The sequence below is a fragment of the Epibacterium sp. ABZ3_068 genome, assembly GCF_056159265.1.
The window spans coordinates 2,957,106-2,970,669 of record NZ_JBSWUV010000001.1 but is presented as its reverse complement, the minus strand read 5'-3'; the positions used below and the strand labels follow the sequence as shown (position 1 = coordinate 2,970,669).

11 protein-coding genes are annotated in these 13,564 nt (G+C 57.5%); 3 read left to right on the top strand and 8 right to left on the bottom strand.

Features of this window, described 5'->3' with window-relative positions:
- Nucleotides 1-54: 54 nt before the first annotated feature.
- The 6 genes from ACXAEW_RS14225 to ACXAEW_RS14200 all read right to left on the bottom strand — a co-directional run bounded on the left by ACXAEW_RS14225 (nucleotide 55) and on the right by ACXAEW_RS14200 (nucleotide 8,056).
- On the bottom strand, nucleotides 55-1,716 hold the full coding sequence (locus tag ACXAEW_RS14225) for an outer membrane protein assembly factor BamB family protein (protein WP_474941943.1): 1,662 nt from the start codon (nucleotides 1,714-1,716) through the stop codon (nucleotides 55-57).
- 182 nt (nucleotides 1,717-1,898) lie between these two features.
- Nucleotides 1,899-3,620: a sigma-54-dependent Fis family transcriptional regulator gene (locus ACXAEW_RS14220; RefSeq protein ID WP_474941942.1), complete on the bottom strand. Its 1,722-nt coding sequence runs from the start codon at nucleotides 3,618-3,620 to the stop codon at nucleotides 1,899-1,901.
- Between the two features lie 241 nt (nucleotides 3,621-3,861).
- Nucleotides 3,862-4,962 (bottom strand): acetoin dehydrogenase dihydrolipoyllysine-residue acetyltransferase subunit, encoded by a 1,101-nt coding sequence (locus ACXAEW_RS14215; protein WP_474941941.1) that lies wholly within the window; start codon nucleotides 4,960-4,962, stop codon nucleotides 3,862-3,864.
- The gene (locus ACXAEW_RS14210) at nucleotides 4,959-5,990 is read right to left on the bottom strand and encodes an alpha-ketoacid dehydrogenase subunit beta (protein WP_474941940.1); all 1,032 of its coding nucleotides are present in this window, start codon (nucleotides 5,988-5,990) and stop codon (nucleotides 4,959-4,961) included. The genes ACXAEW_RS14215 and ACXAEW_RS14210 overlap by 4 nt, the downstream gene beginning before the upstream one ends.
- A 27-nt stretch (nucleotides 5,991-6,017) precedes the next feature.
- Entirely contained in the window at nucleotides 6,018-6,998 is a 981-nt protein-coding gene (locus tag ACXAEW_RS14205; RefSeq protein WP_474941939.1) for a thiamine pyrophosphate-dependent dehydrogenase E1 component subunit alpha, read from the bottom strand.
- Nucleotides 6,999-7,012: 14 nt separating this feature from the next.
- A complete protein-coding gene (locus ACXAEW_RS14200; protein ID WP_474941938.1) occupies nucleotides 7,013-8,056 on the bottom strand; it encodes an NAD(+)/NADH kinase in 1,044 nt (347 codons plus the stop codon).
- 160 nt (nucleotides 8,057-8,216) lie between these two features.
- Between ACXAEW_RS14200 and ACXAEW_RS14195 the strand changes: the two genes are divergently transcribed.
- Nucleotides 8,217-9,494, top strand: coding sequence for an RNA polymerase factor sigma-54 (locus ACXAEW_RS14195; RefSeq protein ID WP_474941937.1), 1,278 nt, complete (start codon nucleotides 8,217-8,219; stop codon nucleotides 9,492-9,494).
- Here the strand turns inward: ACXAEW_RS14195 and ACXAEW_RS14190 are convergent.
- Complete coding sequence (locus ACXAEW_RS14190) at nucleotides 9,491-10,315, bottom strand: GNAT family N-acetyltransferase (RefSeq protein WP_474941936.1); 825 nt, start codon at nucleotides 10,313-10,315, stop codon at nucleotides 9,491-9,493. The two genes, ACXAEW_RS14195 and ACXAEW_RS14190, sit on opposite strands and share 4 nt — an antisense overlap.
- On the bottom strand, nucleotides 10,312-11,013 hold the full coding sequence (locus ACXAEW_RS14185; RefSeq protein ID WP_474941935.1) for a GntR family transcriptional regulator: 702 nt from the start codon (nucleotides 11,011-11,013) through the stop codon (nucleotides 10,312-10,314). Before ACXAEW_RS14185 ends, ACXAEW_RS14190 begins: the two co-directional genes overlap by 4 nt.
- Nucleotides 11,014-11,241: 228 nt before the next feature.
- On the opposite strand from ACXAEW_RS14185, the gene ACXAEW_RS14180 reads away from it, so the two are divergent.
- Both ACXAEW_RS14180 and ACXAEW_RS14175 read left to right on the top strand, forming a co-directional pair.
- On the top strand, nucleotides 11,242-12,228 hold the full coding sequence (locus tag ACXAEW_RS14180) for an ABC transporter ATP-binding protein (RefSeq protein ID WP_474941934.1): 987 nt from the start codon (nucleotides 11,242-11,244) through the stop codon (nucleotides 12,226-12,228).
- Nucleotides 12,229-12,251: 23 nt separating this feature from the next.
- On the top strand, nucleotides 12,252-13,511 hold the full coding sequence (locus ACXAEW_RS14175) for an ABC transporter substrate-binding protein (RefSeq protein ID WP_474941933.1): 1,260 nt from the start codon (nucleotides 12,252-12,254) through the stop codon (nucleotides 13,509-13,511).
- Nucleotides 13,512-13,564: the final 53 nt, after the last annotated feature.

Genomic DNA, 13,564 nt, shown 5'->3' with positions numbered 1-13,564 from the left:
CATTGTCAAAGGAAAATCGGCGGGACGCGGAGCATGCGTCCCGCATTCATGGGCTTAGTCCAGCGTAAAGGCGATCAGAGCAGCGCCACCGGGAAGGCCGACGATGTCCGGGAAGGCGCTCGCCATGAACCCTGGAGCGTGGCTACCCAACCCAGATGGAACAAGAAGATATTGTTTGCCATCCGCGCCATAGCTGACCAAACCAGACCGGATGCCCGACCCGGTGTTAAAGCTCCACAGCTCTTCCCCGGTTTTGTCGTCATAGGCATGAACCGTGCCGTGTACATCTCCGTTGAACACCAGCCCACCAGCCGTCGCCAGTACAGAGCCAAGACCCGGAATGTCATAGTCGACGGTCCATTTCAGCTCTCCGGTCATCGGATCTCGTGCGTCCAGGCGCGCACTGGCTTTGCCACCCGGCGGATCCACAGCCTCCAGAACCGACACGCCGAGATACAGTCCTGCAAGGCCGACCTCTTCCGGATTCTGTGGAGCAGCAACAATGCGGTTACAGACCTCCATCGCATTGGTGTACCAAAGCCCGGTCTCGGGGCTGTATGCCCCATGGTTCCAGCTGCGCGCACCCAGCAGATATGGGCACAGCGTGGTCTCTTCGCCTTCTTTTGGCTCATTCCGGCCAATCAGCTCACCCGTTTTGGGATTTATCCCTTCGACCCAGTTATAATTCTGAACCAAGGGCCAAACGTTGACGACATCGCCGGTTTCCTTTTCCAGAACCGAGACAAACCCACCTTTGTTCAGATGGAAAATGACCTCTTTGCCGTCGTGTTCAATGGTGACCGTCTCATAGGCCGAGTCATAGTCCCAGACGTCATGGGGCACTTCCTGGTGGAACCACTTCAGGTCACCCGTCGGGGCATCAATCGCCAGAACGGAAGCCGTGTATTTGTTGTCCCCCTTGCGTGCCTTGCCAAAGAAATCCGGGGCCGCGTTACTGGTTCCGATGATGATGGCGTCACGCTTTGCGTCGTACTGCCCCGGCATCCAGGCACCGCCGCCACCCACTTCACCTGTGTCGGCAGGCCAGCTTTCAGGATCATCCGAGATCGTATCAAAGGTCCAGGCAGGCTCTCCCGTTTCAGCATTTACCGCATAGATCTTGCCCCGTTGCGGTTGGTCCCCACCGGTGGTTCCCCCATAAAGGACACCTCCTGCCAATTGCGGAGGCGAGGAGAAGAGGCAGCCATAGCAGTTCTTCAGATCGGTGATCTGACGGGACCAGATGACCTTGCCCGTCTGTTGATCAAGCGCAATGAAACGGCCATCAAGCGTTCCCAAGTATACTTTACCATTGCCGACAGTCACCCCGCGTGAGGCCGCCTGATAGAACACCCGGCGAACGATGGGATCCAGATCCGGTTGATAGTGCCAGATCGTCTCGCCGGTGGTGCCGTTCACCGCATAGACGTTGTTATTCGGCCCGACGTAGTAGACGATCCCATCGACAACAATGGGGGTCGCCTGCAGGCCGTGCTGAATATCACCGGGCTGGTGAATCCAGGCCACCCGCAGATCCTTGACGTTTTCTGATGTAATCTGATCCAACGGGCTGTACCGCCAGCCATCGTCCGTCCGGTGGTATTTGGGCCAGTCCGCGCCGTCATCCGCCAGTAAAAGTGTCGGGGCGATTGCCCCCATTGCCAATGCCGCTGCTGCTACAACGCCATGGACCCCAAACAAGATGCCTTGGGCCATTTGTCTCCTCCATGTTCCCTGCGGGTTTCGCAAACGTTCGTGCGAAGCCACACAGATGAACAAGCAACGCCCGTGCCAAAACCTGATGGAGAATTTCAAAAGGCAGAATTCACACAGCATAAAACCCCATCCAGCCTATGTGGGGACAGGGTTTAAGCGCCCAAACTTTTGGAGGAGCAAAATCAGGCCATGGCGATCAACTGGTCCGGCAGGTCTTCGATTTCGACCGTGCTGCCCTCACACAGGGCCAGACAGAGCTCAAAGACATTGACCATCTCACGCACGTTTCCCGGCCATTCATAGGCGCAGAGCGCGGCCTCTGCCGCCTTGGAGAACCGGACGGGGCGATCTTCGGCCACACGTTTCAGAATGCAACGGATCAGCCAGGATTTGTCCTCTCGCTCTCTGAGCGCGGGAATATCCAGGATCACTCCATTCAGGCGGTAATACAGGTCCTGACGGAACTGCCCCATATCAACCAGTTCCTTCAAATTCCGATGCGAGGCCGAAATGACCCGAATATCAACGGCCACCGGTTTGGTCGCGCCGACGGCCATGACTTCGCGTTCGGCCAGAACCCGCAGCAGACGCGCCTGAAGGGCCAAGGGCATATCACCGATTTCGTCCAAGAAAAGCGTGCCACCATGGGCCTGTTCAATCAAACCTTTCTTGCCCTTGGAATGAGCCCCCGTGAAGGCATTCGGCGCATAGCCAAACAGCTCACTTTCAATCAGTGTTTCCGGAAGGGCTGCGCAGTTGATGGCAATGAACGGGCCCTTTTTCTTGCGGGCGTCATGCAGGGCGCGGGCGACAAACTCTTTGCCGACGCCGGTTTCACCTTCCAGAATGATGCTGATCTGTTTGTCGACCACCCGCGCCGCTTTGGCTGCCAAGGCCTGCATACGGCTATCACCGCCATGAACCCGGGTTAGCGCCCGTGGCAGGTCAGATTGCGCAGCCGCCTTGCGGCACCGCACCGGAGCCTGAACATCAGCAAACACAATCTGCCCGTCCAGAGTCTCCAAGGCCTGTTCACCGGGGGCCGTAGCGCCCAAAAGACAGGGAAGGTCATTAAAATCGAATTCAAAGAAGTCCTCAAACGGGCGCCCGACCACCTGCTGACGCGCCTTGGTGCCGCTCAACATATGATGCGCTCCACGGGTCACGCCTGAAATTGTGCCGTCATCCGCTACAGAGACCGCGCAGTTGGGATCCACCCCCAAGAATTCAGACGATGTATTCAGCCGTAGGATCCAGTCGGATTTGCGAGCGGACATCAAATTGGCAAGCTCGATCCGCCGCACGCAGGATTTCACCACCTCAAGGGTCAAGGCCTGGCTGTATTTTTCCGAAGGAGACATCAGAAGGGAGACATCCAGTACGCCAACCAGCTTGCCCGTCGGGTCATAAATCGGTGCAGCCGTGCAGCTGAGCGGCGTATGCGCCATATCAAAATGATCGGTCTGGTGGATGGTGATTGCTTCACCGGAACTCAGACATGCGCCGACCCCGCAGGTTCCCGCATGGGCCTCGCTCCATTCGGATCCGATATAAAGCCCAGCGCGTTTCAGTTCCCGGTCGACCTTTTCGTCGCCGATGAAATCAACAGTCACCCCTTTGGCATCTGTCAAAAGCAGAACATAGCCCATGGAATTGACGCGGCGGTACAGGTCTTCCATCCCGAACCTGGCCATGGACAGCAGGTCCTCTGCCTCTTGTTGATGCTCTCGCAGAACGGATTGGGGCACGATCCGCGCCTGCCCCTTATGTTCGGGATCCAGATTGTGATCGTTCAGACACCGCATCCAAGAGGCCACCACAGCTTTGTCACGCGTGGTTTTACCGCCCTCTGCGGCGGTCACAATTTCATTTACATGTTGCGCAAAGGCGCGTGTTCCGGTCATTGCAGCCCTCCTCCCAAAGCGACAGCAACCCGTTTCCTCTACAGTCTTACATGTTCAGATTAGGGCCATTGGAACAATTGCCAAAGTGTTTCTGTTGCCTTGCCCCAAGTAAAGCGGAAAGGCGCGCAATACGACCAAGGATGTAGGTTCGGGAGGTTGGGCAGGCTTGACCGAAGCAGGCTTGACCGAAAAGGGCAAATGCGCGCCCGGTCTGGGCGGTGACCGGGCGCGCGCGGAGAGGTCAGAGCTGAGTTTTGATCAGCTCATTGACCCGTGCTGCGTTTTCCAACTGGACCATGTGACCGGCTCCGTCGATCACAATGACCTCTGCCCCCTTGATCTGGTCCGCATGAGAGACCGGGATAACCTCATCCTCGCGCCCCCAGATCACCAGTTTGGGAATGGCGAGATCTTCGAGGGCGGATGCAATCTGCACCGCTTGATCGCCTCCCCGGAACAGGGCTGCCTGCAAGGCCTCCAGATAGCTTTGCACCCCATCAATCCGTTTGTATTTCATGAGATCTTCGACCATCGAGCGGCTCACCAGGCTTTTGTCTGCAAAAAGATGGCGCAGCTTGGGCTTCAGCTCTTTGCGGCTGGCCGCCGAGACAAAGCCTTCAATGTAATCGGCGTTGATTTCTGCGCCCAGACCGGCAGAGCAGATAAGGGTGAGAGAGGCGACGCGTTCCGGATGGGCAATTGCAACCTGACCGGAGACCAGCCCGCCTTTGGAGTGCCCCACAAGATGAGCCTTATGGATGCCCAGATGGTCCATAAAGGCAACAACCGTTTGCACCAGCTTCGGCAGATCCGGCTCGGTTACGGTTTTGACCGACTGCCCATGACCCGGAAGATCAAGCGCGAAGACCGGTGCAACCTCGGCGACTGCGTCAATGTTGAACAGCCAATTGTCCAGGTCTCCGCCAAAGCCATGGATCAGAATAACCGGCACCCCATCACCTGCCCGTTCCGCATAACGGATTTTTCCAATGGGTAGCTCGGCAAATTCATAAGTCGGTCCTGTGTCTTCTTCCGCGTCTTCGACGGGCATCTCGTAGCTGTCGACAAAGGCTGCAATTTCCGCATCGCTGACGGTTTCAGGAGCCAGAACACCCAAGAGCGCGCGGACCGGATAGACTTCACCCGCAGTGCCAACACATTTGCGCAGCAGCCCCCCGTCGGCGGCCTCTACCACATTGGCAATCTTGTCGGTTTCCACATCCATGATCTCGTCCCCGGGACTGATCACGGTGCCCTCTTTGACATGCCAAGCGGCCAGGGTTCCCTCGCTCATGGACAGGCCCCATTTCGGCATCAGGATTGGTGTGATCTCAGCACTCATCGCGCGGCCACCCCACGTGCATTTGCGCCCATGGTTTTGCGCACGGCGTCGGCAATGCGATCAGCGGACGGGATATAGAGATCTTCAAGCGCGGGCGAGAACGGCACCGGCGCATGGGGCGCAGTCACCATTTCAATCGGGGCTTTCAGCGCGTTAAACGCATCCTGCGCAACAACCGAGGACACATCAGAGGCAATCGAACACCTCGGATTGGCCTCATCCACACAGACCAGCCGCCCTGTTTCCTCGACGCTTTCAATGACTGTTTCCATATCAATGGGTGACAAGGTCCGAAGGTCGATCACTTCAACGTCGATACCTTCTTTCTGAAGTGTCTCTGCCGCCGCCAGAGAGTTCCGCACCATCAGCCCATAAGTCACGATGGTCACATCAGATCCTTCCCGTGCAATCGCCGCCTCACCAAAGGGGATCGCATAGGGTTCTTCAGGCACATCACATTCCGAGCCATAAAGGTTCTTATGCTCCAGAAAGATCACCGGATCATTGTCCCGAATGGCCTGGATCAGCAGCCCCTTGGTGTCATAGGCGTTTGAAGGGCACACCACCTTGAGGCCCGGAATATGGGTGAAGACCGGTGTCAGCATCTGGCTGTGCTGTGCCGCCGCGCGAAAGCCCGCGCCGCACATCGCCCGGATCACCACCGGCGTTTCTGCCTTGCCACCGAACATATACCGGAACTTGGCCGCCTGATTGAATATCTGGTCCAGACAAACGCCCATGAAATCAATGAACATCAGTTCCGCGACAGGCCGCAACCCACAGGTCGCGGCTCCGATCGCGGCCCCGACATAGGCGCTTTCGGACAGGGGGGTGTCGATCATCTGTTTGGGATGTTTGGCGTAAAGCCCCTTGGACACGCCAAGAACCCCACCCCAGGCGTCATCTTCGCCCGGCGCCCCTGCGCCCCCAACAATATCCTCTCCCAACATCACAACGGTGGGATCCCGGCTCATCTCCTGGTCCAGAGCTTCGTTGATTGCGTCTTTTACACTTAATGTACGTGCCATGTGTTTTCTCCTCCTTGGTCAAACGTGTCAGTAGGTCACGTACACGTCGGTTGTCAGTTCAGCCGGGGTTGGTAGAGGCGCGGCGATGGCCTCTTGGACGGCGTCTTCGATCAAGGCGAGCACTTCGCTGTCCACGGCGTCCAGCTCGGCCTCTGTCAACACGCCCGCATCGGTCACTTTGGCCCGGAATATCTTGAGACAATCGCGGTTCTTGCGGTTTTCTTCATTCTCTCCGGCTGCGCGATAGGTCTGAGCATCGCCTTCGAAATGACCAAAGAAACGGATCATCTTGCATTCCAGCAAGGTCGGCCCAGCCCCTTCGCGTGCGCGTTTGATAATCTCTCCCGCCGCTTCATAGACGGCAAAGAAGTCCGTGCCATCAACCGTGATCCCCGGCATGCCAAAGCCCGTGGCACGGTCCACATAGCTGTCCGAGGCCACCGCATATTCAACGGAGGTGGATTCAGCATACCCATTGTTTTCCACCACAAAGAGCACCGGCAGGTTCCAGATGGCTGCAAGATTCATCGACTCCAGAACCGTGCCCTGGTTCGACGCCCCATCGCCAAAGAAGGTGATACCCACCCCATCATGGCCGAGTTTTTGCGCGGCCAGGGCCGCACCGCAGACCAGCGGAGCGCCTGCGCCAAGGATACCGTTTGCCCCCATCATTCCCTTGCTCAGGTCAGCGATATGCATTGACCCGCCCTTACCCGCACAAGAGCCGGTGGATTTGCCATAGATCTCAGCCATCATCCCTTTGACATCCACCCCCTTGGCGATGCAGTGGCCGTGGCCCCGGTGGGTTGATGCAATGCGGTCGTGATCCTGCAGATGCATCATAATGCCCACTCCGGTTGCTTCCTCACCGGCATAGAGATGCACAAAACCCGGAATTTCACCGCGTCCAAAGTCCACATGCAGGCGTTCTTCGAACTCCCGAATGGTTTTCATGCGGCGATAGGCTTCCAACAGCCCCGCCTTGTCCAATGGAAATGGATTGCTCATGAGTTCCTCCCTGTTCATTGAGCGGCGCGCAGCACCTCCTGCGCTGCACGAGTGAGACGCCCGCTTTTGGCTGCAAAAGCCATGACCGCGGGCACGTTAACGGTGCGAAACGCATCTGTTTTCAGACGGATACTGACATCATCCGTCTCGCCAAATGTCAGCTCCCGCTCACCATCAAAGGCGAGCGAACCAGATGAAATACTCGGTAAAAACAAAATATTAGGCTCCATCCGCTCCACGTCTGCGACGCCGATCTCTTCGATCAGACCCGGAGCAATGGGAGCCAGTACAGAAGAAGGTGCCCCCACAGTGGGAACCAGTCGGACGCGGCGTCCCTCCGGTTCATCCCTGCTCAATGGCGCCAACAGGCCGATGATAGAGGACATGCCGATCCCCTCAGGCAGGCCAAAGGTGGCAAATAAATCGCGGAAATTTTCGGTTTTCCAGAGTGCACGGGCCCCGACAAACCCTTCGGCCACAACCGCCACATCCACCAAGGCGATCTCACGCCGGTCGTTGACCATGACCTCCAGCAGTTTGTTGTCCTGAAACGCAAAGTCGCAGGGTATCTGTCCCGAAACCGCAAGCCCCACGGCCAGCCCCGTTATCGTGGGTTCGCGTAACTCGGGAAAGGCGTTGTTGGTACCCGTAGACACACCGGCAATCGGCGTGTTCCCGCAATTGGCCACCACCACACGGTTGGTACCATCCCCGCCAAGCACAACGATGACTCCAACTCCCATGGAAGCCATCTGGCGCGCGGCTTCCGCCGTGTCCATGGCGCTGCAGGTGACGGGCATATCAAGGTAGGACACTTTGGGGAACCGCACCGCTCCCATACGCGCTTCGCGCTCCATAGTGCGCAGCAGTTGCGTGCGAATCCCGCCGTTCTCCGGCATGATGACCGTTTCCTCAACGCCGACAGCTGCCAGTCCCGACAATATGCGCAGAACGATATTGGCCCGGTCGTTGATCGGGAGGTTTCCCGCATAGGAAACAACCCTGCGGATATCCCGGGCCGAGACCGGATTCGCGATGATGCCTACTTTTGCTTTCACAATGCTGCCTCCCTTTGACAATGAACCAAGCAACGATCATGCCAAACTGAGGTAGGACCTGGCCTTTGTCCCTGGCGCGGCGCAAACCAAGACAAAGGCGGTATTGGAAAAGTCCCCCCGGACCCTGCACAATGCTCGTGTGAAACAGGAAATCGGCAGGATGAAACAAGCCCAGGTTCAGACCCAGCAGCAGCGTCTATCGCTCTCGCAACAGATGCAAAACTCGCTCAGCTTGCTGCAACTGGGGGCCGAGGGGGCGTATCGCGCGGCACTCCGGGAAAGCCGACGGAACCCGTTTTTGAAGCTGATCCCCTCCGCCCCTCACACGGGCGTTTCCCATAGGCCTGAACAGGACGCCGAAGCCCAGCTGTCCGTGTCTGACGCCTTGCTGGAGCAGATCGCATTGATCCGGCTGTCAAAAGACGATCAGGCCCTTGCGCGTGACCTGGTTCATTGCCTTGATGATCGCGGCTATTTCACAGACCCAGCAGAGGAGATCTGCGGCTATTTGAACTGCACGGCGTCGGCGCTGACCCGCGTTGTGGCCTGTTTACAGTCAGAGCTGCAGCCTGCCGGGATCTTTGTGTGGAGTTTGGCCGAAAGCTTTGCGGTCCAATTGAAAGCGCAAAACCGGTTCGACCTCATCATTGCCCGCGCTTTGGACCATTTGGACCTCGTTGCCAAACAGGACATCGCAGGCCTGAGCGCGGCCTGTGCGGTGGAGCGCGAAGACGCAGAAGACATCATTGCAGATATTCGTGGATTGAGCCCCGCGCCGCTGGTGCCTTTGATGCCAGAGTATGTCGCCTCCAAAATCCCGGACCTGATTGCAGACCATGATGCAGACGGCGTTCTTCAGATCACTCTGAACCCAGAAGCCTTGCCACAAATGCTGCTGGATGACGCGCTATTCAACCACCGATGTGCAACGGAGGTCGATGCACAAACGCTTGCGTATTATAAAGACTGCCACCGTCAGGCTGCGGGATTTATCATATCGACTCAGAAACGCGCCAACACGCTGCTTCGAATTGGAGCAATTCTTGCGCGTGTCCAGGCGCGCTATTTTAGAACCGGACGTATGCTGGACCGAAAGCCACTGACAATGGCCGGGCTGGCCGAGGAAATCGGAATGAACAAGAGCACCATCAGCCGAGCTCTGTCAGATTGTTTCATCCAATGTGACCATGGGCTGATTGCGGCTTCAGAGCTATTCGTTCGCCCTTTGAACAGCGAAGGAGATGGCAAAACCCGCCAGCACGCGATGAAACGCCTGTCCCTGCTAATCCGGACCGAAGACAAGATCGCGCCGCTATCAGATCAGGCGCTGGCGCTGCAACTGGAAAGTGCCAATCTGCCAATTTCCCGAAGAACGGTTGCGAAATACCGCGACCTCCTGGGCATTCCCAAAGCCTCTGCGCGCCGCCGCGCGCCCTAACCCAGCTCCAACGTCATCACTCCAAAGAACTTCGGCTCGCACGGCTGCGGGGGTGTTCCACGGTACATGCGCGCGGTTGAAAAGACCGGCGCAAAGCCCATGCCCTCCAGAACCTCTGCCAAGGGAGATCCAGCGGCCGTATCCACAAAAAACGGACCCTCTGGGAAATGATCCGGACAGGACTGCAGCAGGGTTATGATGTCCTCTTCAGTCTGGGCCTGCACCGGACCAATCTTGACCCCTTCGTGACACTGGCGAAAGGTTGCAAAGCCCCGAATTTGGCCTCCGACCTCCAACAGCTGGGTCTGGCGTGTGTCAGTTGTGGCGAACCAAGCGCGGGCATAGGCGCTGCGTCCATAGCCTGCAGCCGCACTGTCCATCGGCAGGATTTGGGCCAGATCGTCGTTTTCAGCCCTGCGCGAGGCTTTTCTGCCACGCGGTAGCGCCCCCATAAAGCGCACCGTCTGCCCATCCCCGGCAAACCCGGAGCGCCGGTAATTTTCCTGTTGGTCCGGCACGCCATCCAGCCCGACAGTGCGTGTGCCCGCATGTTTCAGGGCCGCTTGCCACAGGCCAAACCCCACCCCCTGCCCGCGCCATTGCGGCCGACAGATATAAAGCCCCAGAAACGCCTGATCCGCCGAATGGTTTACAACCGAAATACAAGCCGCCAGCCTGCCTTCGGTTTCCGCCACAAAAAAACCATCCGGGTCCGCTGCAAAAAATGCCCGGGCGTCCTCCAGTCCGGGGTTCCACCCTTCCTCCTGGGCCCAGCCCAGACAGGTCTCCAACTCCTGTTCCGTCATATTGCGGTAAATCATTTTGTCAGCGCCTCTTTTAACGTGCGTGCGGGTTTGGGGCGTTCCCGTAGGTCCAAGGCGGAATGGAGATCCACAAGATGGCTTTTCATCAATTCTTCCGCGGCCTGACCTTGTTTATTGGCCAATGCCTCAACCAGTGCGTGATGGGCGTGCTTTTCACACAGGGCGCTTTCACGGCGCCAGTACAAAGCGATGATCAAAGAGGACCGTGCGATCAACGCCTCGATAAATCCGGCAATTGTGGCATGATTTGCTATGCGGGCGATCTCTATGTGAAAGAGCCCGGACAGGTGCAGCGCCTTGCCATTATCTCCCGACGCCAATGCATCGTGTTCGTCTTTGATGTGGCGCTGGAGCAAATCCAGATCTTCTTCTGTCGCACGCGTCGCGGCACGTCGGGCCAGCCCAGGCTCCAGCAAGGCGCGCGCCTCAAAGACCTCATGCGCTTCGCGGATCGACGGCTGAACAACAAACGCCCCCCGATTGCGCCGGATTTCAACCAGTTGCTGGTGGCCGAGAGCCTGTAGAGCCGAGCGAATGATGGTCCTGGACACACCGAAAATCTCTGCCAGATCATCCTCACCCAGCTTGGTCCCCGGAGCGATGCGGTGCTGGTGTATAGCTGTCAAAAGCTCATCTGCAACGGCATCCGCCTGGGAGCTGCGGCTTTTGGGTTTCTTGGCGTCACGATCATTCATAATGGGACATCATTGGCAGAGCCGGAAATTGCAAACAAGGGATTCGCAAACTGCATCCATGCAGATACTTAATTGTATACAATTTTGCGCTCAATTTATCAACTTCCTGCATAAATATGGCCCATAAAATGAGCAATCCAAGTTTTCTGCACCGACGATATACAAAGGGATTTCCCCATCGCCCCACACCCCCGCCAAGGATGATGCAAGCAAAATAACGGAGCTTGCATGTCAGACCGGCACACAGAACTGGAATTGGTTCAAGTCACCAAGAACTATGGCGGCACAATCGCAGTGGACGCGATCAACCACCGGTTCAAACCAGCCTCTTATGCCTGTCTTCTCGGGCCATCGGGCTGCGGAAAAAGCTCTACCCTGCGGATGATTGCGGGCCACGAAACGGTCAGCAGCGGCGCGGTTCTGATCGGCAAGCGTGACGTGTCCAAACTGCCGCCCGCAAAACGTGGCACGGCGATGATGTTTCAAAACTACGCCCTGTTCCCCCACCTGTCAGTCGCCGAAAACGTGGCCTTTAGCCTCAAGATGAAGGGAACAGACAAAGACGCCCGTCTGAAAGCCGCCGGAGAAATGCTGGAACTGGTGGATTTGTCCAATCTGGCTGACCGCACGCCGGATCAGCTTTCTGGCGGTCAACAGCAACGGGTTGCGCTGGCGCGGGCCCTGATCACCCGCCCACAGGTATTGCTGTTGGATGAACCTCTGTCGGCACTGGACCCGTTCCTGAGGATCCGCATGCGCAGCGAGTTGAAAAAACTGCAGCGGGAACTTGGCATTACCTTTGTTCATGTGACCCATGGCCAGGACGAAGCCCTGGCGCTGGCCGATGAAATCGTGGTGATGAACAACGCCGTCATTGAACAGGCTGGCAGCGCCCGCGACGTGTTTGATGCGCCTCAGACGGCCTTTGTTGCCCGGTTTCTGGGCGGGCACAACGTGATCGACCTCCCCGAGGGGCGCTTTGCCCTGCGTGCGGATCAACTGGCACTGACGGATGCAAGCCTGGGCCGCATGGAGGCACAAGTCACCGGCGTCGAATACCAAGGCACCCATGTCAGCGTCACAACCCGAATTGCCGGAAATCAGGAGGTCGCGGTTCTGATGCCGGACAGCGACTTCTTTTCCCAATCACGAAACCCGGGCGACACCGTCGGTCTGACCTGGGAGCAAGAAAAACTGCATCGACTGCAATCCTGACTGTCTGACTAGGAGAGAACACAATGGCCGGAATTTCCAGAAGAAAACTGCTCAAGACCGGGGCCGCTGCGGTGGGTGCCAGCACCCTGGGCGCGCCGATGCTTTGGGCACAAAACATCAAAGACATCACCCTGCGCCAGTTCGGCACCGGGGTGTCGAACCTGAATGAAGTGGCCACAAAGGTCAAAGAGGACCTGGGCTTTACCCTTGAAATGACCGCGCTGGATTCCGACAGCGTGACCCAACGGGCCGCGACCCAGCCCAAGAGCTTTGACATCGCTGACATCGAATATTGGATCTGTAAAAAGGTCTGGCCCACCGGCAACCTGCAGGCGATGGATGTCTCCAAAATCAAGAACTACGACAAGATTGTCGGCACCTTCAAAAGCGGCAAACTGACACCGGACAGTGTGATTGCACAAGGCACGGCACCGCATACAGTCGGCTTTGTGAATGGTGTTGACGGCAAGGAATTCGCGTCTGAGGAAACCGGTTGGATGACCCTGATCCCAACCATCTATAACGCCGACACGCTGGGCATCCGCCCCGACCTGATTGGCCGCCCAATCGAAAGCTGGACTGAATTGTTGAACCCGGAATTCGCGGGCAAGGCTTCGATCCTCGACATTTCGTCGATCGGCATTATGGACGCAGCCATGGTCTGCGAGGCGATGGGTGAAATCCAATATGGCGACAAGGGCAACATGACCCGCGAAGAGATCGACAAGACAATGGCGATCTTTACCGAGGCCAAAAAAGCGGGCCAGTTCCGGGCCTTCTGGAAATCCTTTGACGAAAGCGTCAACCTGATGGCCTCGGGCGAAGTTGTGATCCAATCCATGTGGTCCCCTGCGATCACCGCCGTACGCTCCAAAGGTATCCCATGCGTCTATCAACCGCTGAAAGAGGGCTATCGGTCCTGGGGCGGAGGCCTGGGCTTGTCGGCAAACCTCTCCGGCCTCGAACTGGAAGCCGCCTATGAGTACATCAACTGGTACCTTGATGGGTGGGTCGGTGGCTTCCTGATGCGTCAGGGCTACTACTCTGCGGTGCCCGAAACCTCCAAGAACTACATGTCCGAAGACGAATGGGGCTTCTGGTTCGAAGGGAAGGAAGCAAAGGGCGACATCACCAACCCGTTTGGCGATGTCATGGAAAAAGCGGGCGCGGTCCGTGACGGCGGCTCTTTCTATGACCGTATGGGCGCTGTGGCCTGCTGGAACGCGGTGATGGACGAGAACCAGTATATGGTTCGCAAATGGAACGAGTTCATCGCGGCCTAAGCCAGTCCCAGACACCACTGGCGGGGCGTTCGCGCCCTGCCCATTGATAGCCT